Origin of the sequence: Lacticaseibacillus porcinae, assembly GCF_003946305.1 — a bacterium.
Taxonomy (GTDB): domain Bacteria; phylum Bacillota; class Bacilli; order Lactobacillales; family Lactobacillaceae; genus Lacticaseibacillus; species Lacticaseibacillus porcinae.
The window spans coordinates 124,963-151,659 of the sequence record NZ_RHNS01000005.1; the positions used below are offsets into that span (position 1 = coordinate 124,963).

The 26,697-nt window shown below is 47.3% G+C and carries 27 protein-coding genes and 1 riboswitch; of the genes, 7 read left to right on the forward strand and 20 right to left on the reverse strand.

Annotated features, from left to right (window positions below):
• Positions 1-35 precede the first annotated feature (35 nt).
• Positions 36-935 carry an aldo/keto reductase gene (locus tag EKM92_RS06650; RefSeq protein WP_125709113.1) on the reverse strand — a complete coding sequence of 300 codons (900 nt, stop codon included), beginning with the start codon at positions 933-935 and terminating at the stop codon, positions 36-38.
• A 166-nt stretch (positions 936-1,101) separates the two neighbouring features.
• Between EKM92_RS06650 and EKM92_RS06655 the strand changes: the two genes are divergently transcribed.
• Together EKM92_RS06655 and EKM92_RS06660 are read left to right on the forward strand one after the other, a co-directional pair.
• Positions 1,102-2,187, forward strand: a complete 1,086-nt coding sequence (locus EKM92_RS06655) for a PTS sugar transporter subunit IIC (protein ID WP_164509919.1) — start codon at positions 1,102-1,104, stop codon at positions 2,185-2,187.
• Positions 2,180-3,034 (forward strand): alpha/beta hydrolase, encoded by an 855-nt coding sequence (locus tag EKM92_RS06660; RefSeq protein ID WP_125709117.1) that lies wholly within the window; start codon positions 2,180-2,182, stop codon positions 3,032-3,034. Before EKM92_RS06655 ends, EKM92_RS06660 begins: the two co-directional genes overlap by 8 nt.
• A 41-nt stretch (positions 3,035-3,075) precedes the next feature.
• Here EKM92_RS06660 and EKM92_RS06665 read toward each other — a convergent pair whose 3' ends face one another.
• The 10 genes from EKM92_RS06665 to EKM92_RS06710 form a co-directional block, all read right to left on the reverse strand.
• Complete coding sequence (locus EKM92_RS06665; RefSeq protein WP_125709119.1) at positions 3,076-3,591, reverse strand: QueT transporter family protein; 516 nt, start codon at positions 3,589-3,591, stop codon at positions 3,076-3,078.
• A 6-nt stretch (positions 3,592-3,597) separates the two neighbouring features.
• Positions 3,598-3,643, reverse strand: a riboswitch (PreQ1 riboswitch).
• Positions 3,644-4,382: 739 nt separating this feature from the next.
• The gene (locus EKM92_RS06670) at positions 4,383-4,745 is read right to left on the reverse strand and encodes a type II toxin-antitoxin system PemK/MazF family toxin (RefSeq protein WP_125709121.1); all 363 of its coding nucleotides are present in this window, start codon (positions 4,743-4,745) and stop codon (positions 4,383-4,385) included.
• 20 nt (positions 4,746-4,765) lie between these two features.
• Positions 4,766-5,014, reverse strand: coding sequence for a hypothetical protein (locus tag EKM92_RS06675; RefSeq protein WP_125709123.1), 249 nt, complete (start codon positions 5,012-5,014; stop codon positions 4,766-4,768).
• A gap of 81 nt (positions 5,015-5,095) precedes the next feature.
• Positions 5,096-6,217: an alanine racemase gene (alr, locus tag EKM92_RS06680; RefSeq protein WP_125709214.1), complete on the reverse strand. Its 1,122-nt coding sequence runs from the start codon at positions 6,215-6,217 to the stop codon at positions 5,096-5,098.
• A 2-nt stretch (positions 6,218-6,219) separates the two neighbouring features.
• The gene (gene acpS / locus EKM92_RS06685) at positions 6,220-6,576 is read right to left on the reverse strand and encodes a holo-ACP synthase (protein WP_125709124.1); all 357 of its coding nucleotides are present in this window, start codon (positions 6,574-6,576) and stop codon (positions 6,220-6,222) included.
• A gap of 155 nt (positions 6,577-6,731) precedes the next feature.
• Positions 6,732-7,019 carry a hypothetical protein gene (locus EKM92_RS06690; protein ID WP_125709126.1) on the reverse strand — a complete coding sequence of 96 codons (288 nt, stop codon included), beginning with the start codon at positions 7,017-7,019 and terminating at the stop codon, positions 6,732-6,734.
• The gene (locus EKM92_RS06695; protein ID WP_125709128.1) at positions 7,019-7,594 is read right to left on the reverse strand and encodes a hypothetical protein; all 576 of its coding nucleotides are present in this window, start codon (positions 7,592-7,594) and stop codon (positions 7,019-7,021) included. The genes EKM92_RS06690 and EKM92_RS06695 overlap by 1 nt, the downstream gene beginning before the upstream one ends.
• A gap of 153 nt (positions 7,595-7,747) precedes the next feature.
• The gene (gene cshA / locus EKM92_RS06700; RefSeq protein ID WP_125709130.1) at positions 7,748-9,286 is read right to left on the reverse strand and encodes a degradosome RNA helicase CshA; all 1,539 of its coding nucleotides are present in this window, start codon (positions 9,284-9,286) and stop codon (positions 7,748-7,750) included.
• Between the two features lie 635 nt (positions 9,287-9,921).
• Entirely contained in the window at positions 9,922-11,310 is a 1,389-nt protein-coding gene (locus tag EKM92_RS06705) for a UDP-N-acetylmuramoyl-tripeptide--D-alanyl-D-alanine ligase (RefSeq protein ID WP_125709132.1), read from the reverse strand.
• Positions 11,311-11,405: 95 nt separating this feature from the next.
• Positions 11,406-12,146, reverse strand: coding sequence for a hypothetical protein (locus EKM92_RS06710; RefSeq protein WP_125709134.1), 741 nt, complete (start codon positions 12,144-12,146; stop codon positions 11,406-11,408).
• Positions 12,147-12,258: 112 nt separating this feature from the next.
• Between EKM92_RS06710 and EKM92_RS06715 the strand changes: the two genes are divergently transcribed.
• Positions 12,259-12,864 (forward strand): SMI1/KNR4 family protein, encoded by a 606-nt coding sequence (locus EKM92_RS06715; protein ID WP_125709135.1) that lies wholly within the window; start codon positions 12,259-12,261, stop codon positions 12,862-12,864.
• Between the two features lie 28 nt (positions 12,865-12,892).
• Here the strand turns inward: EKM92_RS06715 and EKM92_RS06720 are convergent, their stop codons facing one another.
• From EKM92_RS06720 to EKM92_RS06735, 4 genes are all read right to left on the reverse strand, one after another.
• Positions 12,893-13,546, reverse strand: coding sequence for a DUF2238 domain-containing protein (locus EKM92_RS06720; protein WP_125709137.1), 654 nt, complete (start codon positions 13,544-13,546; stop codon positions 12,893-12,895).
• Positions 13,547-14,166: 620 nt separating this feature from the next.
• Positions 14,167-14,625: a universal stress protein gene (locus EKM92_RS06725; protein WP_125709139.1), complete on the reverse strand. Its 459-nt coding sequence runs from the start codon at positions 14,623-14,625 to the stop codon at positions 14,167-14,169.
• A gap of 217 nt (positions 14,626-14,842) precedes the next feature.
• On the reverse strand, positions 14,843-15,730 hold the full coding sequence (locus EKM92_RS06730; RefSeq protein WP_125709141.1) for a phosphate ABC transporter substrate-binding protein: 888 nt from the start codon (positions 15,728-15,730) through the stop codon (positions 14,843-14,845).
• Positions 15,731-15,883: 153 nt separating this feature from the next.
• Complete coding sequence (locus EKM92_RS06735; RefSeq protein WP_125709143.1) at positions 15,884-16,861, reverse strand: aldo/keto reductase; 978 nt, start codon at positions 16,859-16,861, stop codon at positions 15,884-15,886.
• 95 nt (positions 16,862-16,956) lie between these two features.
• Here EKM92_RS06735 and EKM92_RS06740 point away from each other — a divergent pair, with 95 nt between their 5' ends.
• The 4 genes from EKM92_RS06740 to EKM92_RS06755 all read left to right on the forward strand — a co-directional run bounded on the left by EKM92_RS06740 (position 16,957) and on the right by EKM92_RS06755 (position 20,726).
• Positions 16,957-17,376 (forward strand): winged helix-turn-helix transcriptional regulator, encoded by a 420-nt coding sequence (locus EKM92_RS06740; protein WP_125709145.1) that lies wholly within the window; start codon positions 16,957-16,959, stop codon positions 17,374-17,376.
• Positions 17,366-18,223: a patatin-like phospholipase family protein gene (locus EKM92_RS06745; RefSeq protein WP_125709147.1), complete on the forward strand. Its 858-nt coding sequence runs from the start codon at positions 17,366-17,368 to the stop codon at positions 18,221-18,223. The genes EKM92_RS06740 and EKM92_RS06745 overlap by 11 nt, the downstream gene beginning before the upstream one ends.
• Before the next feature lie 426 nt (positions 18,224-18,649).
• Positions 18,650-19,396, forward strand: coding sequence for an HAD hydrolase family protein (locus EKM92_RS06750; RefSeq protein WP_125709149.1), 747 nt, complete (start codon positions 18,650-18,652; stop codon positions 19,394-19,396).
• Positions 19,397-19,571: 175 nt separating this feature from the next.
• Entirely contained in the window at positions 19,572-20,726 is a 1,155-nt protein-coding gene (locus tag EKM92_RS06755) for an MFS transporter (protein ID WP_125709151.1), read from the forward strand.
• A 60-nt stretch (positions 20,727-20,786) separates the two neighbouring features.
• Here the strand turns inward: EKM92_RS06755 and EKM92_RS06760 are convergent, their stop codons facing one another.
• From EKM92_RS06760 to EKM92_RS06780, 5 genes are all read right to left on the reverse strand, one after another.
• Entirely contained in the window at positions 20,787-21,035 is a 249-nt protein-coding gene (locus tag EKM92_RS06760; RefSeq protein WP_125709153.1) for a type B 50S ribosomal protein L31, read from the reverse strand.
• 103 nt (positions 21,036-21,138) lie between these two features.
• On the reverse strand, positions 21,139-22,428 hold the full coding sequence (locus tag EKM92_RS06765; RefSeq protein WP_125709155.1) for a UDP-N-acetylglucosamine 1-carboxyvinyltransferase: 1,290 nt from the start codon (positions 22,426-22,428) through the stop codon (positions 21,139-21,141).
• 875 nt (positions 22,429-23,303) lie between these two features.
• Positions 23,304-24,905: a CTP synthase gene (locus EKM92_RS06770; protein WP_125709157.1), complete on the reverse strand. Its 1,602-nt coding sequence runs from the start codon at positions 24,903-24,905 to the stop codon at positions 23,304-23,306.
• 261 nt (positions 24,906-25,166) lie between these two features.
• Positions 25,167-25,757: a DNA-directed RNA polymerase subunit delta gene (gene rpoE / locus EKM92_RS06775; RefSeq protein WP_125709159.1), complete on the reverse strand. Its 591-nt coding sequence runs from the start codon at positions 25,755-25,757 to the stop codon at positions 25,167-25,169.
• A 43-nt stretch (positions 25,758-25,800) separates the two neighbouring features.
• Positions 25,801-26,247, reverse strand: a complete 447-nt coding sequence (locus tag EKM92_RS06780) for a YwiB family protein (protein WP_125709161.1) — start codon at positions 26,245-26,247, stop codon at positions 25,801-25,803.
• Positions 26,248-26,697 lie beyond the last annotated feature (450 nt).

Sequence of the window (26,697 nt, forward strand, 5' to 3'; positions counted from 1 at the left end):
AACTTTCTTGTGGTAATGCCTTTTAGTTTACCACGTTAAAAGTTCGCAAACAGCGTGGCGATCTGACCATATTCTGCCGCTGACAAATGCACGTCTTGCGCTTTGGCATTGGCTAGGACTTGTTCAGGAACGCGGGCGCCTGGGATCACTGTGGTAATGGCTGGATTTTGCAAATACCACGCCAAAATAATTTGTGCCGTGGCGGCTTGATGTAAGTCAGCCATATGTTTGATCTGCGTTAATGCGGTCATGATCTGTTGATATTGTGCTGGGGTAAATTGCTTGAACTTGTCGGCATCAGCTTCAGTGTACTTGCCCGTCAATAAGCCTGACGCTAACGGGAAGTATGGCACAAAGTCGATATTGTGTTCACTTAAGTATGGCCAAAGCGTCGTTTCCAATTCACGATGCACCAAACTGTAGTTGTCTTCCACCACATCAACAAAGCCGTCAAGGTTCGCTTCTTTGACTTGATCTAATGAGAAGTTCGAAACGCCGATCGCGCGAATTTTACCGGCTTGCTTGAGCTTTTGCAAAGCAGCAACCGCTAAATTCTTCGGCGTGTCACGATCTGGAAAATGAATATAAAAGATATCCAAATAATCGGTTTGCAGCCGCGTCAACGCGTCATCAACAGCTTTGGTCAAAAAGCTTGGGGTGTTGTTCGGCTTGAAATCATTGGTGGGATCTTGTGCCGCTTTCGTTGCGATCAAAACTTTGGAGCGGTCATAGTCTTGAAGCACCTTGCCGATGATCTCTTCTGAGCGGCCTTTCCCGTAAATAAATGCCGTATCTAAAAGCGTGATGCCTGAATCCAACGCTTGGCGGACCACTGCTTCACCGTCTGCATCTTTCAAGTTGGCAAATAAGTTATGACCGCCGACTTTATTGGTCCCTAACCCAAACTTGGGCAAATTGAGTTTTTCTGTTGGCATGTGTCTCCTCCTCCGATCGTATTTCACCTACATATTGTAAGCTATATTCACCAATTTGAACAGACGTGACAGCCTCTTCATGTTGCAACGCTTTCACCGTAGATTGTCACCGCCATTTGCTTTCATTATCATCGTTTTCTGTTAGGATAGCGGTGGAGGGATGCTTATGCAAAAGTGGCTGCAACAAACGTTTCATCCGTTAATGCCGGTGGTGCTGATCGGTACTGCGGCACAAGCGATGCTATTTAGCGTGTTTTCCACGACTGGATTTTTTGCGGAAATCTTCAACTTGTCTAAATGGCTACCAGGCTTTCGCCTGCTGCACGACGGCTTCGGTTTACTGACCACCTACACCATCGGGTTGTTAGGGTTGCTAACCGCAATTTTTGCAGCGCGCGCCATCACTCATCGCGAGGCACAACACGCTGCGATCATCGCTGGGATCGCCTATTTAATTTTAAATACGAGCCGAATGACTAACTTTGGCCCTAATATCGGTGTCAGCGGCTTGTTGTTTGGGTTGCTTTTCGGCAGTTTGGTCGGCTGGTGGTTTAATCATTTACCAAAAGCTTTCGCCACTGTCAGCACATTGTTGCTCACGATCGTCACCCGATTAAGTTGGGATCACGCGACCGCCACCCATGTCCTCGCCTTTAACGCGCCGCGTGGTTCATGGTTGCTGCCTTTAAATAGCTTGTTTGGTTGGTTAGGATTGCCGACGCCGATCGATGTGATGATGCCGATGTTGACAGGCACCAAAGCCACTGCCAATCTCAATGCCGCACTAGCGCATCACCCTCTGCCTAATCCCATGACCATTGGGACGATTTATCGCCCTTATGCCATGTTTGGTGGCGTGGGGATGACGTTAGGGTTACTAATTGCGATTTTGCTGGTTGACCAGCGCGTGAACAAACGCCGCTTAGCTTGGTGGAGTTTGCCGATGAGTCTGGTGAATTTGAATTTGCCGCTACTACTCGGTTATCCCATTTTGCTGCAACCTTTGATGTTGATCCCTTTCGTCTGCGCGCCACTAGCGAGTTGCGCAATTGCTTGGAGTGCGTTGGCATTGCACTTCATGAGTGCCGCTGTGTACCAAGTGCCTGCCACCACTCCTGGCGTGATGATCGCTTGGCTGAGCACTGATGGCAATTGGCCTGCGCTGCTTGTCACAATCTTATGCTTAGTGGTGTCAGTATTGATCTATTTGCCTTTTGTCAAAAAGGTATCTGGAGGTGAACGCCTTGATTAAATGGACGCGTTATCTCGGCTTCACAACATTAGTGCTCGCCGTCTGCCTGGCGATTTTTATCCCTGCGACAACTTGGATGCACCGCCAAGTTAAAAACGCGCAAGGCATCCATGATTCTCGCATGGCACCGATTATTTTAGTCCCAGGAAGTTCTGCCACCCAAAATCGCTTCAACAGTTTAGTGACCACGTTGAATCAACGCACCCAAGGTCACAGCAAACTCCTTGTCACGGTCAAAACCGATGGTACTTTAACGACACAAGGCCACATTGCGCCGCGAGACTTTGAACCCTACATTGTCATCGCCTTTGAAAACAATCAAGACGGCTACAACAACATTAAAAAGCAAGCCAAGTGGTTCAGCCTAGCCTTCAACGAACTGTCTGCCAAGTATCACTTTAACCACTTCAACGCCATCGGTCATAGCAATGGCGGGTTGATCTTAACGCTATTCTTGACGAAGTACGCCAAACAATCGGCAGTGACAATGAACAAGCTGATGACCATCGGCACGCCTTACAACTTAGAAGAAAGCAATTCCCACAACCGCACCCAAATGCTGACCGACCTGATCAAAGCGCGCAACCAGCTCCCCAAAAGCCTCACCGTATATTCCCTTGCCGGGACGCAAACTTATGATGACGATGGCATCGTGCCACTGGCTTCTGTAGAATGCGGAAAATATATTTTTCAACATCAAGTTAAACACTACACGCAAATTACAGTTTCAGGTGATCAGGCCAATCATTCCGACTTGCCGCAAAACCAAGAAATCGAAGGCTACATTCAACAGTATATGTTGACGCAACCCAACCAAGCTGGCGTGCACGCTGACATTAGCAAGTAAAAAAAGCCTCTCGATCATTTGATGATCGAGAGGTTCTGAGGTTATGCCATTAATTTTTGAAAATGTAAGACACGATCTAACGCCGCCATGATCGGTGCGGTAATGGCCATGATCACCGCTTCTGATAACATCAAACTGCCATACACGCCTAAGAAAGCATGGCTCATCGACATATGCCCAGTCCACACAATTTCAATGGCGATCAAAAACATCGTCAACGTCATCACACAAATATTGAGGACCATTTTTTGCCAAAGCTTCAGGAAGTGTGGCGCAAGATAAGCGACTGCCACCAACCCGATCAAGCTTTGCCCACCGCCGAATACCACGTCGATCCAGCCAAGTGAACTAAACAAAGCGTTGAAGATCACGACGCCAAGCACAACGCCGAAGACATATTTTTTCGAGAACACCACCAAATGGTTCAGTCCTTCAGAAATACGGAATTGAATGGCGCCGCTAGCTAAGTTGAAAACGCCTGGAACGACAGATAACACCACGTATAACGCGGCGATCAAGGCGCTGACCACCAAAGTTTTGGTACGAGATTGTTGCATGAAAAAAGCCTCCTAGTTTTTTTACGTGGGATGGATCACGAACCACGATGTCCTAGTATAGCAGACAATGGTCAATCGTACAAAAAAATCGCTAACGCTTTCCGACACGAAAATCTGTGGGCTCCGACGATTTGGCGCCACTGCGGTGAATTGGACAAGTTGCCGTGCGGCCGGTTTCAGAAATCGGCAAAGTGCGCCGATGTTATGGGTCTGCACCGCATTTTGAACCAAAGAAAACCACTTTGTTTCAAAATCTGCCGGTGAAATCTGCACGAACCGCCAAAAACCGCGTTTCACTTGATTTCACTCCCACAGACAATTGTCCAATTCACCTCCGTTTTGCCAAATCATCTCCGCCCACAGATTTCCTGCATTGATATCGCTGGCTTACAAATCAACTACGCCGATGTTACGACCTTATTCACAATGACTAAACGTGATACCACATAATCACAACGCGTTTCGTAGCCATCAGGTGACAGTGAGCTAGCGTAGTGGAAGTGATTTGAAATGGGGACGGAAGCTGGCCGCCGCTACATAGTGAGATTTCCGTTAGCGACTTGTCGCTTACGGAAAGCCGCAGGGAAAGATCCGGCTGGTGACGAGCGCAGCGAGGCATCCAGACTAGCTTTCCCGAGGACCCTCACTATGTAGCGGCGAGCCAGCTGGAGTCCCCATTTCAAATCACTGAAACGTTGCTAGTCCACTGTCACCTGGTGGCGGCATGAAACACTGACGATGCCGGACAACATTAGTTTCAAAATAAAAAAGCCGCATAAGCGACTTTCACATTATTTACCAATTGGTTTAAGCCCGATAGATACTGCCAAAGCAGTATCCACTGCACGCATTTTCACTGGATCAAGGACTGCGATCTTATCAGATAAACGCTGCTTATCAATGGTGCGGATCTGCTCGAGCAACACCACTGAATCACGCTCAACGCCATCAACGCCAGCTTTTAAGCCTACGTGGGTCGGCATTTTGGGCTTATTGATGCGACTGGTGATCGCCGCGACGATCACTGTGGGACTATATTTATTGCCCACATTGTTTTGAATCACCAAAACTGGACGCATCCCACCTTGTTCTGAACCGACCACGGGTGAAAGGTCGGCGAAGAAAATGTCCCCACGTAAAACGTTGCTGTCCATAATCTGCCCCTATCCAACAGCTAGCGGATCTGGGCATAAGCCTCGTTTTCACAAGCAGTGAATTCGTGGCAGATTTGTTGATTCAATGCTGCCATTTCTTGATAGCCAGTCGCCAAGTCAGCTTCAACTTGTTCTTCGCGTGACAAAAAGTCAGTCAAAATGCTATCGATCAATTCGCTTGGATCCGTTACGCATGTTTTGCAATAGCTGTCGAGCCGTGCTCGCAGCGCTTCTGTCATACTAACTTGTAGAAATTGTGCGTCTGCCATGTTGCGCCCTCCCGTGGCTATATTTCAAACTTCATCCTACCACAGGCACACAAGAAAACAACCTGAAAATAACAAAATGCTTTAGTCGATCATGACCCGCGGTACCCGTTCAGTTAACCCGCAAGCGATCTCATAGTGAATGGTATGCGCATAGTCAGCCACATCTTGCAACGTAATTGCTTGATCGCCGCTGTGACCCACTAAAACAACATCAGTCCCGGCAGGATACTCATGGGGCAAGCGGATCATAAATTGATCCATGCAAACGCGACCGACGATTTCACACACGTGGCCATCGACTAACACATGAAAGCCTTGCAAGCGGCGTTGCCAACCATCAGCGTAACCCATCGGTACAGTACCGATCCATTCAGCTTGCTTGGCGTGATAAGTCGCCCCATAAGAAATGGCGGCGCCTTGAGGTAACAACTTACTAAAGCTGAGTTTGGAAACCACTTGCATCGCCGGTTGCAATTCATAAGGCGAAGTCAACGCCCGACCTGATGGATTCAGCCCATACATCGTGATCCCAAAGCGCACCATATCTGAATGTGTCGCCGTGTGCCACATACTAGTCGCAGAATTGGCCACATGCACATAACGCGGACGCTTCGGCAATGCTGCTAACATTTCATTGAAGTGTTGGCTTTGTTCATCAAAATAGCTGGTATCTGCTTCATCAGCAGTCGCAAAATGGGTGAAGATGCCTTCAACGTCTAACGTAGCGCAATTGTCAGCAAATTCAGCGGCTTGTTTGATCACTTGTGGTTCGCGGAAGCCGATCCGTCCCATGCCAGAATCCACTGCGAGATGAATCTTCAAAGCTGGGGCGTCTGGCGTATCTGCTAAAGCGGCATCTGCTTGTTGCATCCAAGCTTGGTCCCCTACTGGTAAGGCAATATCATGAACGGCAGCGATCGGCGCCATTTCCGGAGGCACGATGCCTAACACGAGGATCGGCAAGGTGAAGTGAGCGGCACGCAACGCTAAGCCTTCTTCTAATACCGCGACACAAAAGCCACTAGCCCCAGCGTCTTGGGCAACTTTGGCAACATTCAACAAGCCGTGTCCGTATGCATCAGCTTTTACCACGGCAAAAAGCCGCGTTTTGTCATCTAAGCGCGATAAAGCTTGTTGAATGTTATGCGTAATTGCTTGTTTTGATACCAGCACCTTCGTCGGGCGCAGGTTTGCTGTGACCATGGTCATTGGGTTACCTCCAAAATTACTTCTGTCATCACTAACGTATCAGTGTGTGAAATCGACACATGTGCGATTCCGTCAAAAGGATGTTTGGTGATTACAGGTTTGCCGCGCTCATTGTCGAGGCATTCAACATCTTGCAAGCCCACTTCGCCTAACCCAGTGCCATATGCTTTAGCGTAGGCTTCCTTCACAGAAAAACGACCAGCTAAATACTCGCCAGCGCGTTTACCTTCAAAACTGTTGAATTTCATCAGTTCTGCTGGCGTCAGAATTTTGGTCGCAAAGTCTGTGCGCTTTGCTTGGGCTGTTTGAATGCGGGAAATTTCTGTGATGTCGACGCCAATGCCATAGATCATGAGGCTTCCTCCTGTTTAATCACATTGTATCATTATAGCCCCGATTTACCGAAAATATTGCCTGAAGACCATGAAACCTCATCATGCCGACGTGACGCTTTGGGCCCTTAACCAATTAAAAATCGACCAGTTATCACTGATCGATCCTAAGTGGTTCAGCGTTTCTTCATCACGTTGAGAAACGACGCCTTACCTTGTTGCCATGCCAATCGGAGGCGTTTGAAAAATCCTTTTGGTGCGGGATCATCCCATGAATAGATACCATGCTTAAAATTCTCGTCATTTTCCAAATATCGTGCCATGCTTAATGGACGGTCCCCTGACAACGCACGTAATTCATTAATAGCATCAAGATTATCCCGATCAGTCCAAGGATGTTGAATGAGTTTGTAGGCATACGCTCGCATGCTTTCTGGTGTGTCGACCCAAGACTTTTCTGTCATTATTTATCCTTACCTTCCTCGTGATGTTCACGTAGTTGCTTTTGCAGTCGTGCTATGCCTCTCATTGATGACTGGTCAAGTACCTCATTAAACGCGCTTTGCGGCTGAGCGACAAGCAACACTCTTTCAACTTCCGAGGCAAATGTACTGAGTGCTTCATCAACAAACAAATAGTCGGGATAACGCAATAGAAAACCAAATGGATCTAAAAGATGCAATAATTCAACAACTTTAACATTCATAACCAATTCAATGGCAAAGCGTCTTATTCGCCTTTCATCAACTCCACGTCGTCGCATCTCATCGATCAACGCCGTCCCCGCTTGCAACTGTTTGGTGACTAATAACACTTTCTCCCGCACAACGCCTGGATAACTGATCATCAATTCATGCGTCCGTTTGATTTTGTTAGCTTTAACGTCTTGTGCCCGGACATCAGTATTGCGTCGATAGGTGAACGTTGCGATCACTAAAGATACGCCTGCAATCAAGGGGCCCAACACGCCTAGCACTTCCTTGAGATCAGTCCACCAAGCTTCTCGGTTTAACTGTATCAGTGTCATGACTAGTTTCATTTTACCAACTCCTTTGACGTCTGACAAATTCCCCCACACTTAATAAATACGCAAAAAGGAGCCCGCTCGATACTTTTGAAAAATATTTATTTTTCGATGACAATATAAAAAGTCCTGCAATCGAAATAATTGCAGGACTTTGGTTAAATTAAATTAGTCTTTTTTGTAGCTACGTTTGTAAGAGTTGTCGCGGCTTTTGCCACCTTCACGGCGTTGGCGATCATAGCCGCCTTTGTTGCCACCATCGCGATGACCACGGTAACCACCATTTGAACGGTGATCGCCGTTACCACGATGATCGCTGGAGTTAGAGCGACGGCCTTTGTAGCCGCCACGGTAACCGCCGCCACCATTACGGTGACCACCGCGGTTAGGCAATGGGCGTTCTGGGGTGATCTTAACTGGCACTGTGGAAGCATCATCTGGGGAGATGGCTTTCAAGTAGGCAGAAACCAGTTGTAATGGCGTGTATTCTTCCAATAAGCTTTCAGCCATTGGTTCGTACTTGTCAAAATCATCAGCTTCAACTTGTTCCTTCACAGTGGACAAGCCAGTGGAGATTTGACCTAAGAATGCTTCTTGGGCTGTTGGTGGCTTTAATGGCATCATGCGTTTCTTAGTTAAGTCTTCGATCGTGCGCAAGTAGCCGATTTCGTTAGGCACAACAAAGGTCACTGACACACCAGACTTCCCGGCACGGCCAGTACGGCCGATACGGTGAACGTATGAATCTGGATCTTGCGGAATGTCGTAGTTGTAAACATGGGTGACGTTTTGAATATCTAACCCACGCGCAGCCACATCAGTTGCCACTAAGAAGTCCAATTCGCCGGCTTTGAATTGACGCAAAACGCTCATGCGCTTTTGTTGGGTCAAATCACCGTGAATGCCTTCTGCTTTATAACCACGGGCTTTTAAGCCGCGAGTCAATTCATCAACACGACGCTTGGTACGACCGAAGATCAAAGCCAAGTCAGGGGCTTGAACGTCGAACAAGCGAGTCATGATGTCAAATTTTTCAAAGTCTTTGGCACGGACATAGTATTGATCAACTGTGTCAGCAGTTAATTCTTTGGACTTGATTTGAACCGTCACCGGATCATGCATAAACGTCTTGGTCAAGCGCATGATCGGTGCTGGCATGGTTGCAGAAAACAGCAAGGTCTGACGCGTGTCAGGGGCAGTTTTCACAATGCTTTCGATATCTTCGATAAAGCCCATGTCGAGCATTTCATCGGCTTCATCAAGCACTAACGTCTTCAAGTTTTCCAACTTCAAGGTGTGGCGGTTGATATGGTCGAGCAAACGGCCTGGGGTGCCGACCACGATTTGTGGACGATCGGATAATTGACGGATTTGGCGACGGATGTCAGCACCACCGTATACGGCAGTAACTTTGACTTTTTTGTCGCGGCCTAATTTATATAATTCTTCTTGCGTCTGGATGGCGAGTTCACGCGTTGGTGAAATCACCAAAGTTTGGACGGCGCGATCTGCAAAATCGATATCTTGCAAGACAGGTAAGCCAAACGCAGCCGTTTTACCAGTACCAGTTTGCGCTTGACCGATCACATCTTTACCAGCTAAGGCTAAAGGAATCGTTTCCGCTTGGATGGGCGTTGCTTCTTCAAATCCTGCGCGGGTGATGGCCTTAAGTAAATCGTGATCTAAACCTAGTTCTTTAAACTTCAAATGGTTTCCTCCTTGGATTGTGTAACACCTGATTTACAGAGCAATCCTGGAGTCTGCCTTGCAAATCTCGGTCACGTGACTGTTTTTTCTGAAAACAGCATCTTTAATATGCTAACACTAATTGAAAGAAAGTACAACCACCCGCGCCGACTCTATTATGATTTCTCTTGAAAAGCTCTATCAGTCAAACGTTTCCCGGCAGCGTGAGCGTTAATTTTCTTTTCAAATTAGCCATACTAATTGCCTTGCGGCACGAAAATCAGTGTGCTCCAACGATTTGGCGTCACTGCAGTGAATTGGACAAGTTGCCAGTGCGGCCGTCTGCAGAGATCAGCACAAACCGCTGATGCTCTTTCGACTAAAAATTGAACCGAAGAAGATCACTCCGTTTCAATTTTTGCCGGTGAAATCTGCGCGAACCGCCACAAACCGGCGTTTCACTTGATTTCACTCCCACAGGCAATTGTCCAATTCACCTCCGTTCTGCCAGATCATCTCCGCTCACAGATTTTCTACGTTGTTTTGGTAGCTTACAAATCACTGTAACGGAGCTCACCTGATAGCGGCATGAAACACTGACGATGCCAGACAGCAGTAAAAAAAGATCCAGACAAAATTGTCTGAATCTCTCTTAATTATCCGCGGTCGCCATCAAGCAGCGCGGCGAGGACATTTTCCAAATGTAAACCATGGCTGGCTTTTAACAACACCATGTCTTGGTAAGACACATCTTCTTGCAAGGCATTGATCAAAGCTTGTTGATCGCCTTTTTTGAAGTAGTGCAACGCGCCGGCGGGGTAGCGTTTTGCCAACGCATCACGCAAGGTGACAATTTCATCCCCGTATAAGTAGACTTCAGATACTTTATCTGGGTCAAGCGCTGGTGCCACTGAAGCATGTAAGTCACCAGAAGCCTCGCCAAGTTCCAACATATCGCCTAACACCGCAATGCGGCGACCAGCACAAGGAAAATCAGAGAAGTCGTGCAAAACGGCCTTCATCGCTGTGGGATTAGCGTTATAGACATCACTTAAAATTGATTCCCCAGCATCACCTTTCAACCATTGGGTCCGGTTGGCGGTAATGTCAAAGTGACTCAATGCGGATTGAATGGATTCAGGCTTCACATGGAAACGTCGGCCGACGAGGATCGCTGCCAAGGCGTTAGACACATTGTATTCCCCCATCACTGGGATGGTGAAGTGCAAGTCTGGCCACTTGGATAAATCAAATTCGGTGTGATCTTCAAAAGCTTGAATGTTGCGGGCGTATAAATTGTTATCTGGGTCTAAGCCAAAGGTTTTGCTTTGTTGCTCGACGGCTTCGGCGCGTTCACGCAACAATGGTTCGTCGCCATTGTAAATAAATAAGCCATCTTCTTTTAACCCCGATACAATTTCCATTTTGGCATCGGCGATTTTATCGCGAGTCTTGAAGAATTCGATATGGGCTTCGCCGATCATGGTGATCACGGCGACATCAGGTTCTGCTAAACCACTTAACGCCGTCAATTGACCAGGACGATCCATCCCCATTTCCACCACTAAGACTTCGGTGTTGGTGTCCATCGATAAAATAGTAAACGGCACACCGATTTCATTGTTGAAGTTGGCTGGGGTTTTCACCACATGATATTGGGTACTTAAAATCGCTGCCGTCATATCTTTCGTCGTGGTTTTACCATTAGAGCCAGTGATGGCTACGACTTTAGGATTGACCTTCATCAATAAATAATAGCTGGCGAGTTTTTGCAAAGCTTTCAACGGATCAGATACCACCAACTGTGGGATCGTCGTCGTGATCGGGGTTTTACTGTCAGCGATAAACGTCGCTGCGGCACCATGTTCAGCTGCCGACGCCAAAAAATCATGACCATCGCGCTCACCGGCAAGGGGCACAAATAAATCACCTGGTTTTAACTGACGGCTATCAAAAGCCACGCCGGTGATCGTCGGGCAGTCCCCTTCTGCCAATGGACAATCTGCGCCAACGACGCGAGCGATTTCGGATAACTTCATTTTCATTGTGAATGAACTCCTTACACATTAACGCGTTGCTCCAATGATGCGAGCAACGCTATTGCGTGACTATTGTAGCGCAAGCTATCCCTAGTTGCCAATTATTTCATTTCCAAGCGCCAGGCGTCGGCTTTGCGATCAAGCACTAACGCCCCGATTTGCGTCGCCGCTTCAAGGTCTGCTGGTTGATCAGGAACAAAGCGATCTGCTAATAGCCACAATGGCACCCGCACGAAATCACGACTGAAGATGCCACCAGAAAAATCAAACAACACGCCATCTTCTAAACTCGGCAGCAAGTCGCTTAAAACAGATTCTGGTACCGGCTTGAAATGCTGTTGCCGCAACCTTAACCAAAACGGTTGATCATTCGCCGCCCAACGCAAATGTTTGACCAATGCTTCTGCTAACGTATTGGAGAAAAAGCTCACTTGGCGGCAATACATGGTGACCATATCATTGCGCAGTGGCAAAAACACCAGATTATTTTGCAACTTGTAATAAAATGGTGGTTGAATATGCGTTTTGGCATGACCTAAGTATAAAAGCTCGGCAATTTCAGTCGGCATCAACTCGCGCAAATAAGTGCCATGTTGATAATCCAGCCAAGAACGATTCCGCGCATCTTTGCCTCGTAAGAAGGTGGCCACTTGTTCCTCACCGGAAATTTCGTTAAAGCCGGTGTGCGGATCGATGAACTCGTCTTCGTCAATGGGCGGCAACAACAACAAATGCCGAATCGGCTTTGGTGTCGCCTTTAACACATCACTCGCTGAAATGCCCGCAGTCAAAAACATATGAGCAAGCGGCTCGTAATGGACATAGATCACAGAATTGCGCACGATGGACCTCCTATATTAACAGTCACGATTATACTTCAAAATGAGCCGTTGTGCTCAAAGTTTGGTATGCTGAAACAAAAGAAATTTTTTTCTACCATAGAAAGGACAATTTATGATTGCTTGGCCATTACCTTCGCCTGAACCTGCTGGATTAACGATCTCGCGCACTGCCCCACTGCCTGAATCTTATTGGCAAGCCGTTGCAACAGGTCGTTGGCCGCATGAATACTGGCTTCATACTGATGAACCCACTAGCGATGCGATCGATGGCGTGGCGATCCATGCAATCGCGACCCCAGGACCTCAGGTGAAGCTTGTAGGATTGCCAGATTCTTGGTGGCCGATCGCCCAAGATGGCGACCAGATCTTTGCGGTTGCAGCTGACGGCGCGATTTATTATCGCGATTTAGAAGTTGATCAACAGTTGCAAGTCGGCAACAGCTGGGACGACTTTGCAGCTAAGTTGCAATGGCGAAAGCCACTGTTAACCGCACCATTCAGTCCCCAAGTCTTGGCACATGCCTTGTTAGTTGCCGATGCCAACAGCTTGCCGCCGCTATTTGAAATTCTACGCGAACAAGGCAACTGGTCCCTTTACACCCAATGGTTAGTGGCGTTAAAGCCTAAATTTTCTGAGGTGGTTGGTGAAGAAATCAACTTTGCGCGAGACTTTTTGCCATTATCTGCGTTGCAAAAACATACCTTAAATACGATATAACAAAAGTCGCCGATCGCAGGCGACTTTTTTATTTGGTGAACATAAAGGTTTCTAGCCACTTGCGATCGCGGCTGACACCAAAGTAGCACCATACCCCCAACGCTAGCGACCCTAAGAAATCCGCTAACAGATCACCCATGGTATCCATTAACGCCAAGCGGCCGACCAAACCAACACCGTGAGCCATGGTCCGCTGCATGTTTAACCCTAGCAACCCATCGCCGGTGAATTCGTAAAATTCCCACAACACACCACACATGGTCCCAAAGGCTACCGCAACGATCGCTAGAAGCAACGGTTTGGTGGTTTGGAGCTGTTGTTTTGGCGTCAACGCACCAAAAATCGCCAACCCTAACCCTGCCAACATCGACGCAGAGAATAAATGCAAGAATTTATCCCAATAAGGAATGTTATAAAATTGCATCCCGGTTCCTAGCAAAACGGCCCCTAAAATAAAAGCTTCCCAAATCACTAACAACAGCAACGGGAACTTAAAGTGACGCCAATTGCCGATCAAGCCAGGTGCGATCGCTAAGATGATCCCAAACACCACTTGACCTAATAACATCGCTTGACCAGGATAAATCGCATGCCCCATGGCCAATGCGATCCCGCAAACGATCAAATAGATCACCGCGCCGATCACATTAACAACCAATAACCCGCGATATAACTTTTGCATCAGTCCACCTCCATATATGAGTTAAGTCTAACGACTCCCGACTGAGGTTGCAAGGGACTGGAGACTGAGAGGCATGAACAATGAAATGACGTCGAGTGCTTCAAAGCAACGCATCTACGAATAGCTACGGTTGAGCAAGTGCTAGGCAGCGTCGCGCTTTTTCAAGCAACGGCGACACAGATAGCTACGACGTCGAGGTATTTAAAGCAACGTCATCACGGATAGCGACATGGGCAGCGTCGTGGTTTTCAAAACAACGGCGACACAGATAGCTACGCTTAAGACATTGAGCCAAGACCGGACTCAACGCCTTAAGCTAGGCTACCTGGTCGCCTAAAACCGTTCTGAAAACCACTGGGCACAAAAAAACCGCCATTGCTGACGGAAAAGTTTGGGGGAACTTTTTTGGGAGTGTAAGTTAATGTGTAAGCATAAGGCTGACTACCGTTGCCTTACTATGGTTCTAATTATAAACAGTTATATAACTAAAATTATCCAAGATTAATAAAAATCCTTTATTGGTTTTGAACTGGGAATTAGCCATTATAGTAGGCGTAGTACCCATTATTTACCCATTAATTGTACGGTTACATCACGTTTTTCAATAACAACTATACTTTTTAGTAACCCCCGACAGCCACATCTTGGTCATCATTGATCACCAAGACATTGACCGGGCTTTCGCGCACCACATATGCTGTGGTCGAACCGGTTAAGAAACGTTCGATCGCATTGGTGCCAGATTTCCCGATCACGATCAAATCACAACCATAATCTTTAGGGGCAGCTTTTGCGATCGTGGCTTTGGGATTGCCTTCCATTACCACCACTTGCACCTTCAGGCCTTGGGCTTTCACTTTTTCTGCGGCATGATCTAACATCCCTGTTGCCACATCTGCCAGTTGATGATACACATCATAGTAATTCACATCGCGGGCATAAGTGGCATAGTGATCTGAATCTACCACGTTTAACAAAACGATTTCTGCATGGGTCAATTTGGCGAGTTCTTCAGCTTTCGATAAGGCGACATAAGCGTTGTGTGAACCATCAAGCGGCACTAAGATCCGATCAAACATTTTGCATTCCTCCTTTGGTGTGTTCCTACTCTTATCATAACAAGTTCAAGTGCGCGGTACCAATTTGACCTTTTAAAAAAGCCCACCAATTGGCAGGCTTATCTTCTTAGTGATGTTTCACTGCAATCAGTCGGCTTGCGCGATCGCTCATCGCCCAGTAAGTGAGCAAATGTGCCGCGATGCCGAATAGGATCAACTTTACCATCCTCTCACCAGCTTACAAAGGCGACACTTTATTGTTGGCATCTTTGGTCACTTTCATCGACTGAATGGAAATATAGCCGAGTTTGGTGACTAAGCTTTTCTGTACAGCACTAGAATTCATGAAATCTAAGAAAGCTTTGGTCCCAGCATCTGGTGTGCCTTTGGTGTACATGTGCTCATATGACCAGATCTTCCATTTATCTGTTTGAACATTAGCAGCAGTTGGTTTTACCCCATCGACTGATAATGCCGGCACGTCAGCTTTCACATATGAAAACGCCAAATAGCTGATCGCACCAGGCGTGCCAGCAACGATTTTTTGCACGGTGCCGTTAGAATCTTGTTCTTGGGTGGTCATTGCCTTTTGGCCGTTCATCACTGCCGCTTCAAAAGTCGCGCGGGTACCAGAACCTGCAGCGCGGTTAACCACGGTGATTTTCTCATTTTTGCCGCCGAGCGTTTGCCAATTCGTGATCTTCCCAGTAAAAATGTCGCGTAATTGCGCCATCGACACATTGGTGACGCCAACGTCTTGATTTACCACTGGCGCCATCCCCACGACGGCAACTTGATGGTCCTTCAATTTCGTGGCATCAAGGCCTGCTTCTTGTTCAGCAAAAATATCGGAATTGCCGATCGTCACTGACCCTTGCGCCACTTGCGACAAGCCAGTGCCAGAACCGCCGCCTTGCACAGTGATCTTCGCACTTGGATGATCAGTGGTATACAGTTGGGCGGCTTGTTCCACTAATGGTTGCAACGCTGTCGACCCGACGGCAACCACTTTAGTCGTCGCCGTGGTGCTGGAGCTGGTGGTTGTCGAAGCAGTCGTTTTACCACAAGCGACGAGGACCCCGACCACCAGTAGTAATATCACGCCTAACCATGATTTTCGTTTCATCAGTCATTCACTCCTTTGAGGTTTTCCTTTCAAAAACACCTTCAGCATAAGGAGTTTTTGTAAAAATCAACCCTCAAGGTCGTAAATCTTTTGTCGCGATCGCGTAAATCCCAATACAAAACCCGCTGCAGTTGATTTCGACGGGTTTGGCAATTACCAGAGATAATGCACTGGATTTTTGATTTTTTCATCATAAACGGCTTTGACGATTTGCATTTGGTCGTCAGTCAATGCCGGCAGATCTGATGCACTGGTGTTGCGCTCGATTTGATTAGGATTAGACGCACCTGGGATCACTGCAGAAACAGCGTCATACATTAAAATATACCGTAGCGCATCCCCAGCTAAGTTCTCAGTGCCGAGGCGTTGTTTCAATTCATCCGCGGCTTGGACTCCAGTTAAAAAGTCCACGCCTGAGAAAGTTTCCCCTTTATCAAACAATTCGCCGTTGCGATTATTGGTGCGCTGATCCGTTGGTGCAAAGGTGGTGTCAGCTGTCATTTTACCAGATAACAGCCCTGACGCTAATGGCACGCGCGCTAAAATGCCGACATGGTGTTGCTTGGCCAAATCAAAGAACACTTCAGCAGGACGCAAGCGGAACATATTGAAAATAATCTCCACAGCCGAGATATCGTAATCTAACGCTTTGATGGCTTCTTCCACTCGTTGAACCGATACCCCGTAATTTAAGATCTTGCCTTCGCGCTTTAAGTCATCTAATGCCGCAAAAATCGACGGATCATAATAAGCATCTGTTGGTGGACAGTGCAACAACACACAATCCAAGGCCGATACCCGCATGTTCTTCAACGAGTCATCAACATATTTCCGCAAATGTTCGGCATTGAAGTGTTCGATCGAATAAGGGGTTTCTTTGTGGCCGATTTTCGTGGTGAAGTGCACATCTGGATGTTCACGGACGAAAGCGCCGACCGCTTTTTCACTTTCGCCACCTTGATAGCCATCGGCGGTATCAAAGAAGTTGACGCCGTGATCATAAGCGGCTTGTAAGGTGTCTTGCGCGTCTTTTAAGTTGTATGGCGCGCCCCACTTGCCGCCGAGTTGCCAAGTGCCAAGCGATACTTCCGAGATCTTAAAACCAGTTTTACCAAATTCGCGATATTTCATAACAGCCTCCAAATTTGAAACTTGACGGTATCTATTTTATACTTGGGGCTCTAAAGATACTAGCACGCACTATTTTGTGCCTGAAAGGATTCACGATGACTGATATTGTCCGCAAAGACGCCCTCACCCGCCTTGAAAATGGTGATTTCTCTTGTGCCAAAGAATTAACTTTAGCCATGTTTTCTGGTAAATGGAAACTGATCTTATTGTGTCACTTAGATGAACACGGCGCTTATCGCTTTAATGAATTACGACGCTTGCTTCCTACCATTACCCATAAAGTGTTGACCAACCAACTGCGCGAACTCGAACAAGATGGCTTGATCACCCGCAACGTTGCCCCTGACGGTCAAAATAAAGTCAGCTATGCGATCACGCCGCTTGGGCATTCGTTGATGCCGATCATCGATGCCATGTGCAAATGGGGGGATGCGCGGATCGCAGAACTCCAAGTTGAACCGAAATTTACTGCTGATGAAACCATTGTGCCAAAGGAGGCGTCCCATGCTTTATAATGCAGCCTTAGTCCTTGAAGGCGGCGCCATGCGCGGACAATACACCGCCGGCGTGTTAGACTTTTTCATGCAACAAGGCATTCAATTTAAAACCGTCATCGGCGTTTCTGCTGGGGCCCTCAGCGGCACAAATTACATTTCTCATCAACCAGGCCGCACCAATGCGGTCAATGTTCACCACCGCATGGATCGCAATTATATTTCCTTGCGCCGGGCGTTACGTCGCCAAGATATTATCAATTTGGATTATTTATTTGAATCCCATGGCGGCGATTGGGAAGATTTTGACGAATTAACTTATCGCACCAGCCCAATGGAATTTGTGGTGGTGGCAACGTCAATGGTTAAAGGCCGCGCTGTATACTTCCACTCGCCACAAGGCCAAGACTTGGTCGCGAACTTGAAAGCTAGTTCAGCAATGCCGTTTATTTCTGCCCCGGCCTATACCGGCTACGGTTTATGTTTAGATGGCGGCGTCGCAGATTCGATCCCTTACGAATATGCCCAAGCCAACGGTTATGACAAAATCGTGGTGATCCGCACTCGCGAACGCACCTACCGCAAAAACGCTACCAGCGCCGTGTTGCGTCGTGCTTATCAACAAGCCTTCAGCAATTATCCAGCATTTGTGGAAACGGCGATCGGCAGACCAGAAATGTACAACCGCCAAGCCGAACAACTGCAACAACTTGAAGCAGCAGGCAAAACTTTCGTGATCGCGCCAGCGCAACCCGTCACTGTTGGTCGCTTGGAACGCGATACCGATAAATTAGAAGCCTTGCATGCGACAGGCTTGGCTGATGCTAAAGCACAATTGGCTACGATGCAAGCTTATCTCAATGCTTAACTAAAAGACCGACTGGAATCACCTTCCAGCCGGCCTTTTTGCGTTCACTAACGATCTTGCTTCCGCACTTCATAAATGACCAATGCAATCACCCCAAGTATCCCGATCACTAACACACTCAACACGATCAGCATCACCCAAGATAACATCGCGATCCCCCCTTGTGTGAACGCACAGGTAGGATAACTTGGAACCTTCGATTTGGCAATTTTGAATGGAGATGTACGTTAAAAAAACGCGGTTGCTCACGCACACATTTGTGCAATTTCAGCGTCAATCATTCAATCACACATGCTAGAAATGTTGATATCACAGGGCCAAGCGACACTCATCGATTTCCGGCGACGGATTTCTTCTCATCTGGCACTGACCGTGATAAAATCATTGTAAGGGCTTACAAAAACATTTTTGAAAGGTGGTCATCCCATGACAAAATCCGTCTGTGTGATCGATTTGGATAGTACCCATATCGCTCAAAAACTCTCCCATCAACCAACGGTCATCACTTTGCTGCAGGCTAAAATGCAGGCTGGATTAAACGTTGTGGTTTGCACTGATCACAGTTTATCAACCAGTCGTCACTATTTAATGCGACTGGGCTTACCAGACTCAGCGTTTGTGATCACCAACGGCGGTCAAACCGTTGAAACTGTCGGTGGGGATCTGGTGTTCAATCACACCTTGCCGCAGACTTATTACCAACAAGTCGGCGAGTTTGCTGCAACTTTTGATTTAGAAACGATTTTATATGATCGCCATGACCAGATCCAACGCCTTGGTGAGCCATTGAATCCCGATTTCGATTCAAAGGCCGTCGTATCTGCGGTGATCACTGGTGCCCCGCTCACGTTAAACACCAGTTGTGCAGCGTTGAATCAATCATTAGGCGATTCAAGTTATTTGATCCGCATCGCTGACGGTGCATTTGCGGTAAAACCGGTGTTAAATGATAAAGCAGTAGCCTTAAATGCGATCATGGCGCAACTTCCTGATCACGACGCGTTGACTGTACTTGGTGATGGGTTCTCAGTGATCCCAATGTTCGCCCAAGCGACACAAGCTGTTGGTTTACAACATGGTAGTCCACTGGCGTTGCGCCACGCGACTTGCGCTTTGAATGTTGATGATCTACAGGCGAGTGTCAAAACGCTAAATGACTTGTTGAGTGCCTAATGTCTTACCGCCGCAATCACTGTGATCGCGGCGATTTTTATTTCGAGAAGACACCGACGCTATTTGCAGATACAGGTCACGACCAAGATTGACCGCCATTGGTTTCAATCCTGACCTACTGATAGTTCGATCGCATGTTAAAGTACACCCAATAACGATAAAAGGTGGCGATGACATGTCAAACGCACAACCAAGACTCACCCTGACTAGCATTTTAAGTTTATCTGCAGTCAGCGGTGTGTCCACGTTGATCACTGGGATCACTCCACAACTTCAGCACTCATTTCCAACGATTCCCACCACCTTGATTGAATGGTCGGTGACTTTGGCCAACTTAAGTGCGTTGATCACCTTAATGATCAATCCGATGCTGACGCAAAAGTTCGGTGTCCGGCGCGTCGTTGTCAGTGGGTTATTGATCAGCGGGATCTTCGGCACTTTGCCGATCATCAACCTCAATTTTATTTGGTTGATGAGTTGTCGTGGATTGTTAGGTCTTGGAATCGGTCTATTTTCCCCGCATGCCATCAGTTTGATCGCTCACGTCTATCACGGTGACTTCAAAACCCGCTTAATGGGCTACCAAACTGGGATCTCAGCCTTAGGTAACGCTGTTTTAATGGCGATTGCTGGGATCCTCATCGCGTTGAGTTGGCAAGCAGTGTTTGGACTTTATCTCCTATTGTTGCCACTAGCGGTCCTTGCTTATCGTGTGATTCCATCAACCACTACCACTTCAAGCGTTCCTCACCTGAAAGCGACGAAATTGCCGTATTTACAAATCACTCTTTGTGTATTAGCGTTTGTCACCTATTTAATCATTTGGGGCGTCCAGTTAAAGTTACCGGTTTTATTTGCCCAACATCGCATTGGCAACAGTCAACTCACCAATTGGACGCTTTCAGCAATGAATCTCGGTAGGTTGCTTGCCGGTTTAACCTTTGGTCGTGTGCATCGCAAACTTAGCAGCAATACGTTGACTTTAGGTTATCTCGGTGCAGCATTATCAGTATTAGTCATGTTGTTCAGCCAACAACCTGCCGTTGCCATCGGTGCCGCGATTTTCTTCAACTACATTTATTCTTATACTGGGCCTTATCTTGTTTGGCGCAGCAGCTTAAATCTCAGCGACCACTTGATCGACTTCGTCAGTAGCACCCTCACCATCGCCACGATCATCAGCGCTTTCTTTGCCCCAGTGGTGTGGAATTGGCTTGGAAAATTCGGAGCAGGAACTTTAGTTGAAAATGTGTTGTTGTGGATCGCGTTAAGTTTAACCGTCATCGGTGTCGGGACCTTGATCTTGACCAAGCGCAACGCTCGTGGATAACTTCATAAAAAATAGCACCAGTCACGTGAGAAATCACATGACTGGTGCTGTTTTGTTTGATTACTTGTTGAGACCGTATTTCTTGTTGAATCGATCCACACGACCGTCGGCTTTGTTGAACTTTTGCTTACCGGTGTAGAATGGGTGGGAATCGGAAGTCGTTTCAACACGGATCAATGGGTAAGTGTTACCGTCTTCCCATTCAACAGTTTCTGCGGAAGAAACAGTTGAGCGAGACAAGAACTTGAACCCAGTTGAAGAATCCATGAATACAACTTCGTGATAATCTGGATGGATACCTTGCTTCATAGTGTTTTTCTCCTTTGCCCTAAGCCATTGCCTGACCTAGAGAGATATTTGTTTATAGTCAACCGCAAAATTATAGCATGCCACAACAGCATTTGCAACCAAATCAAACGTTCATTGGTTCATCAGCGTCGACGTCATCGATGATCTCCACATCTGCGCCTAAACCATGCAATTTCTGCACGACGCGATCATAGCCGCGCAAAATGTGCCCCACATGCGTGATCGTGGTGTCGCCTTCTGCCATTAAGCCGGCGATCATCAAACAGGCCCCACCACGAATTTCTGTGGCAGCGACTTCTGTGCCTTGCAGTTTATCGGCATGATGTAAAATGATCACATCATTTTCAACGGTGATGTCTGCACCCATGCGGATCAGCTCTGGAACATGACGGACGCGCTTAGGATAAAGCGTATCAACAATGATGCCTTCGCCTTGGGCTTTAAGCATCAGTGGTGTGATCGGTTGTTGCAAGTCAGTGGCAAAACCTGGATATGGCATGGTTTTGATCTGCACCATCCGCAAGTCCCCTGATGGGTAGACGAAAATACTATCTTCGCCAACATCCATTACCACACCCATTTCTTCGAGTTTCGCTAAGAAAGAATCCAAGTGTTCCGAAATGATGTTTTTAACGTTGACGCCATCGCCCATTGCCGCAGCCATCGACAAATAAGTCCCGGCTTCGATGCGATCGGGAATAATGGTATGAGTGTTTTGGGCGTGTAATTCAGGGGTGCCTTCGATGCGGATGACATCAGTCCCAGCACCACGAATGGTCGCACCCATGTTATTTAAATAAGTCGCCAAGTCGATGATTTCTGGTTCTTTGGCGGCATTTTCTAAAATGGTTTGGCCTTTGGCCGTGACCGCTGCCAAAATAATATTGATGGTCGCACCAACGGAAACCATATCTAAGTATATGCGAGCGCCATGGAGCCCTTCTTTAGGCGCATGGAGCACCATCGCCCCATGTTCATTGGTAACGGTGGCACCGAGGGCTTCAAACCCTTTGATATGTTGATCGATGGGACGGGGACCGATGTCATCGCCACCAGGTAAGGCGACGTTGGCACTGCCAAAACGGCCTAACAGTGCGCCCATGAAATAATAAGATGCCCGCAAAGATTTAATTTTGCCTTCAGGTAATGGGACTTCTTTAATTTGAGTTGGATCAATGTGGAGCACGCAATCTTTAAACGTTGAATGGACATTCATCGCTTCGAGAATGTCCATCAAGTTATACACATCTTGGATCTGAGGTACCGAATCAAGGGTCACAGGGGTGCGCGACAAAATCGCCGCTGGGATCAAAGCGACTGTACTGTTTTTCGCCCCGCCGATAACCACCGAGCCCGAGAGCTTTTTGCCCCCGTGAATCAGCATTTTTTTCATGTCATTTATTCCTCACTCACGCGTTCACTAACAAACTGGCTGAAGCTGACCACATTTAAGCTTCATAACGTACTTTTTACGCTGATATCGTTCACTGGTAGGCGTCGGCACAAAGAAATTTATCCGCCGACAATTAAAACACATTCATCGTTTAATTCTAATGAAATCTCACCCAAAAAACAACCCGTGTTTCGCGAATTCCTGCCGTTGCCTTGTTATATTAGAAAATCTTTCGCCTTCCCACAGCAATACCACAGGAAACTTTGACGAGCTGGGGCAGAAAATCGATCCACCTCTGGGATTCCAGCAAGCCGGTGGATCGATTTTCTGACTCACGCTCAGATTTCGTGGTGAAAACTGGGAAAACTGAAAAATTTAACGATCAACCATAGCGGTGATCATAAAACATTACAATTTGTATCAGGTGATTATTTTGAAAATCCATCATTATTCATGAATCGCTGTCTGAGTTTTCAAATTTCTTCCCTTGACCATGTTCGTCGCCTATCACTGCGATTGTGGAAGCAAAATACCAGCAGCGGAGGTCATTGAGCGGCACATGGTGAGATTCATCTTGGCGGTTTACCACCTAGATGAATCCGCAGGCTGAAATCCACTTGGCGACGAGCGTAGCGAGGCGTCCAAGTTAGTTCAGCCGAGGACCCTCACTTTGTGCCGCTCAATGACTGGAGCTGCTGGTATTTTGCTGGAACGTCGAGTTTTGAGCAGCAACGTCGACACAGATAGCTACGCGTCATGAATCAAACCAAAGCCCGGTTCAATTCATGACGCTAGGCTATCTGGCCGACTAAGCCCGCTGCTCAAAGCTCTGGAGACAAAAAAACCGAGGCACGAGGCCTCGGTCGGGTTATTGATTATTTGAAATCGCCAGCAGCTTGGATGAAGGACTTGAAGAGACCTTCTGGCTTAGTTGGACGAGATTGGAATTCTGGATGGTATTGCGCGGCAACGAAGAACTTGTTCTTTGGCAATTCGATGATTTCCATCAAACGGTTGTCAGGGGAAACACCGGAGAATACCATACCGTGTTGTTCCATAGCTTCGCGGTACTTCGTGTTGAATTCGTAACGGTGACGGTGACGCTTTTGAACTTCTGGTACGTTGTCGTAAGCCGTTGCGGCAACAGAACCTTCCTTGAGTTCGCAAGGATACAAGCCCAAACGTAAAGTCCCACCAAGGTTAGTGACATCAACTTGATCAGGCATCAACCAGATCACTGGGTTCTTAGAATCTGGATCGACTTCAGCAGTGGCTGCATCTTTGATGCCCAGCACGTTGCGAGCAAATTCGATGGAAGCCATTTGCATCCCTAAGCAAATGCCTAAGAATGGCACGTTGTTTTCACGGGCGTAACGGATCGCTGCGATCTTACCTTCAAGACCACGATCACCGAAACCACCAGGTACCAGGATCCCATCAGCATCGCCTAATAATTCTTGAACGTTGTCATCGTTAACATCTTCAGCTTGGAAAGTGGCGATTTCAACATCGGAATCCCAGTAGTAACCGGCATGCTTCAAGGCTTCAGAAACTGAAATGTAAGCATCCTTTAAAGCGACATACTTGCCGACCAAAGCAATTTTAACTTTGTGGTCAAGGTTTTGAACTTTATCCAACAAGTTGGTCCATTCAGTCATATCGGCAGTTGGAACATCTAAGCCGAAATGTTCGATGACACGTTGGTCCATGCCTTGGGCTTGCATGGCCAAAGGAATGGAGTACAAGGACTTGGCGTCGCGAGATTCGATGATGGAATCTTCTTTAACGTCAGTGAACAAGGCGATCTTCTTCTTCATGCCTTCAGTGACAGGCTTTTCCGTCCGCAAGATCAACATGTTAGGCTGGATCCCAATGTTACGCAATTCCTTAACAGAGTGTTGCGTTGGCTTGGTCTTCATTTCACCAGCAGCACGCAAGTATGGGATCAAAGTGGCGTGAATGTAGTAGGTGTTTTCTGCACCAACATCATTTTTCATTTGGCGAATGGCTTCCAAGAATGGTTGTGATTCGATATCACCAACCGTCCCACCGATTTCGGTGATGATGATGTCAGAGTCCGTGGTTTTGGCTGCGCGCATGATCTTTTCTTTAAGCATGTTGGTGATATGCGGGATCACTTGCACAGTAGCGCCGAGGTATTCACCTTTGCGTTCTTTTTCCAAAACTTCGGAGTAGATTTTCCCAGTCGTGACATTGGAGTACTTGTTCAAGTTAATGTCGATGAAGCGTTCATAGTGGCCAAGGTCAAGATCCGTTTCCGCACCATCGTCGGTAACGAAGACTTCCCCGTGTTGGTATGGGTTCATCGTGCCTGGATCGACGTTGATGTAAGGATCAAATTTCTGGATCGTTACCTTCAAGCCGCGGTTCTTCAACAGCCGTCCAAGACTAGCTGCGACGATCCCTTTGCCAAGTGAAGACACAACGCCACCGGTAACAAAAATATACTTGGTCATGTGATAACTCCTTTTATTTTAATTGACGGGAAAAAACAAAAACAAGCTCCCCATCGTACGACAGGGAGCTTGTAACCGTTTTGGCTTTACGACGAATCGTAAAGCGCCCAAGCAGTATAATAACTAAAATCCCTACTTACGTCAAGCGATATTGAAAATGAGTGCAAAGTTCTTTAGTGATTTTCATGATAGCAGTCAAATTTCCTGCGCACAAAAAAAGATCAAGCCTGAACTGCGGCTTGATCTCAAAATATCGTTGATTTAGTTTTCGTCGTCAGAATCAGAATCCGTGTCGTCGTCTTCTTCATCGTCATCGTCGTCAGAGAATTCAGCCAATTGGCCTTCGATCCCATCAGGTAAGCTGTCTTCTTCGTCGTCGCCGTCTGCGTTGGCATCTTCGTCATCATCGAAGTCGTCAGCGGCATCATCATCAGCGTCGTCTTCAAAGTCATCATCTTCTGGATCGTCGTCGTTGTAGTCGATGACATCATCATCGTCACCAGCATCAGCTAAGAAGGCATTGACCTTCTTACGCTTCTTGCGGCGCGGTGCGTCTTCTTCATCGTCATGTTGGTTAACTTCTTCGTCGACAGATTCGTATGGGTACCAAGCGCGCAGGCCCCAAACGTTATCGCCTAAAGAAATGAATGATCCGTTTTCGTTTAGATCCGTATAAAATTGCGGCAAACGATCACGGATCTCCTCGTCGGTTTTACCCAAGTAGGTTTGGATCTCGTTAACGATGTCCACAAAAGCCATCGTTTCGCCTTTTTCGTCGAGAATGGCGTGCGCCACCTCGATCATGGACAATTCTGATTTAATCGCGTCGGCAAATACTTCGTCTAGTTTCAACCGGTACACGCCCTTTCCACAGTCTATTCCAAATCATACCCGTTTAAGCATGAAAAAGCAATCGCATTCGATAATTTCCTAAGGCTTCACCATTAGCAAATAATTGATACTCGATATAAATTTCCCCGGCGAGCGGTTCGTCAGTGATCCGCACATCTAATCGTGGGGTGATCGTTTCTACCGGGATCATGCCATAAGGGGTGCGATATTGCGTCAAGATCCGCTTTTCATTGGCAAAATGCAGTTTCAATTGCATCTCGTCATTGCTGCCGCCGCGGCTGAGTTGCACATCCCCGTCGCCGCGGAGTTTCAACGTCACAGGATAGTCAGTGTGTTCTTCTTCGTTGATCTCACGATAGCGAATGTAAAGTGTGTCGTTAAGCTCGACGATGGTGCCAGGCTCGTTGAAGACATGTTCTTCGGTGTCCCCTTCTTGGGTGACGTAAGTTTCTAAGTGGATCGAAACTGGGATCCCGCGTGATAAGTCCATGCGATCCTTCCTTTCAATTGTTTTCAACCTATTATAACGCTCAACCAAAAACTTCACACTCTATTGTATAATGGAGTCATAAAACTGGTTTGCCAACTGAAAGCCTCCGGGCTCCGACGGCGATAGCGTCACTGAAACAACAAGATGACACGTTATCAGTGTCACGGGAACATCGATGAATGCTGTCTCAATCAGACTCTTGAATATCTTGAAATCGATGGTCGACATCAGCGTAGCGATTTGGCAGTGGGACGGAGGCTGGCCACCAGTGCGTAGTGAGATTGCTGTTGACGGTTTACCGTCTACAGCAACCCGCAGGTGGAAATCCGGCTAGTGACGAGCGTAGCGAGGCATCCAGACTAGTTCCGCCGAGGACCCTCTCTACGCACTGGTGGCCAGCCGGAGTCCCACTGCCAAATCACCACAACGCAAACCAAAAACATTAGGGGG

What these genes read in the sequence shown, in the direction of transcription:
- EKM92_RS06650 (WP_125709113.1), bottom strand. Translation starts at nt 935, where the DNA reads ATGCCAACAGAAAAACTCAATTTGCCCAAGTTTGGGTTAGGGACCAAT.
- EKM92_RS06655 (WP_164509919.1), top strand. Translation starts at nt 1,102, where the DNA reads ATGCAAAAGTGGCTGCAACAAACGTTTCATCCGTTAATGCCGGTGGTG.
- EKM92_RS06665 (WP_125709119.1), bottom strand. Translation starts at nt 3,591, where the DNA reads ATGCAACAATCTCGTACCAAAACTTTGGTGGTCAGCGCCTTGATCGCC.
- EKM92_RS06670 (WP_125709121.1), bottom strand. Translation starts at nt 4,745, where the DNA reads ATGGACAGCAACGTTTTACGTGGGGACATTTTCTTCGCCGACCTTTCA.
- EKM92_RS06675 (WP_125709123.1), bottom strand. Translation starts at nt 5,014, where the DNA reads ATGGCAGACGCACAATTTCTACAAGTTAGTATGACAGAAGCGCTGCGA.
- alr (WP_125709214.1), bottom strand. Translation starts at nt 6,217, where the DNA reads ATGGTCACAGCAAACCTGCGCCCGACGAAGGTGCTGGTATCAAAACAA.
- acpS (WP_125709124.1), bottom strand. Translation starts at nt 6,576, where the DNA reads ATGATCTATGGCATTGGCGTCGACATCACAGAAATTTCCCGCATTCAA.
- EKM92_RS06690 (WP_125709126.1), bottom strand. Translation starts at nt 7,019, where the DNA reads ATGACAGAAAAGTCTTGGGTCGACACACCAGAAAGCATGCGAGCGTAT.
- EKM92_RS06695 (WP_125709128.1), bottom strand. Translation starts at nt 7,594, where the DNA reads ATGAAACTAGTCATGACACTGATACAGTTAAACCGAGAAGCTTGGTGG.
- EKM92_RS06705 (WP_125709132.1), bottom strand. Translation starts at nt 11,310, where the DNA reads ATGAAAATGAAGTTATCCGAAATCGCTCGCGTCGTTGGCGCAGATTGT.
- EKM92_RS06715 (WP_125709135.1), top strand. Translation starts at nt 12,259, where the DNA reads ATGATTGCTTGGCCATTACCTTCGCCTGAACCTGCTGGATTAACGATC.
- EKM92_RS06720 (WP_125709137.1), bottom strand. Translation starts at nt 13,546, where the DNA reads ATGCAAAAGTTATATCGCGGGTTATTGGTTGTTAATGTGATCGGCGCG.
- EKM92_RS06725 (WP_125709139.1), bottom strand. Translation starts at nt 14,625, where the DNA reads ATGTTTGATCGGATCTTAGTGCCGCTTGATGGTTCACACAACGCTTAT.
- EKM92_RS06730 (WP_125709141.1), bottom strand. Translation starts at nt 15,730, where the DNA reads ATGAAACGAAAATCATGGTTAGGCGTGATATTACTACTGGTGGTCGGG.
- EKM92_RS06735 (WP_125709143.1), bottom strand. Translation starts at nt 16,861, where the DNA reads ATGAAATATCGCGAATTTGGTAAAACTGGTTTTAAGATCTCGGAAGTA.
- EKM92_RS06740 (WP_125709145.1), top strand. Translation starts at nt 16,957, where the DNA reads ATGACTGATATTGTCCGCAAAGACGCCCTCACCCGCCTTGAAAATGGT.
- EKM92_RS06745 (WP_125709147.1), top strand. Translation starts at nt 17,366, where the DNA reads ATGCTTTATAATGCAGCCTTAGTCCTTGAAGGCGGCGCCATGCGCGGA.
- EKM92_RS06750 (WP_125709149.1), top strand. Translation starts at nt 18,650, where the DNA reads ATGACAAAATCCGTCTGTGTGATCGATTTGGATAGTACCCATATCGCT.
- EKM92_RS06755 (WP_125709151.1), top strand. Translation starts at nt 19,572, where the DNA reads ATGTCAAACGCACAACCAAGACTCACCCTGACTAGCATTTTAAGTTTA.
- EKM92_RS06760 (WP_125709153.1), bottom strand. Translation starts at nt 21,035, where the DNA reads ATGAAGCAAGGTATCCATCCAGATTATCACGAAGTTGTATTCATGGAT.
- EKM92_RS06765 (WP_125709155.1), bottom strand. Translation starts at nt 22,428, where the DNA reads ATGAAAAAAATGCTGATTCACGGGGGCAAAAAGCTCTCGGGCTCGGTG.
- EKM92_RS06770 (WP_125709157.1), bottom strand. Translation starts at nt 24,905, where the DNA reads ATGACCAAGTATATTTTTGTTACCGGTGGCGTTGTGTCTTCACTTGGC.
- EKM92_RS06780 (WP_125709161.1), bottom strand. Translation starts at nt 26,247, where the DNA reads ATGGACTTATCACGCGGGATCCCAGTTTCGATCCACTTAGAAACTTAC.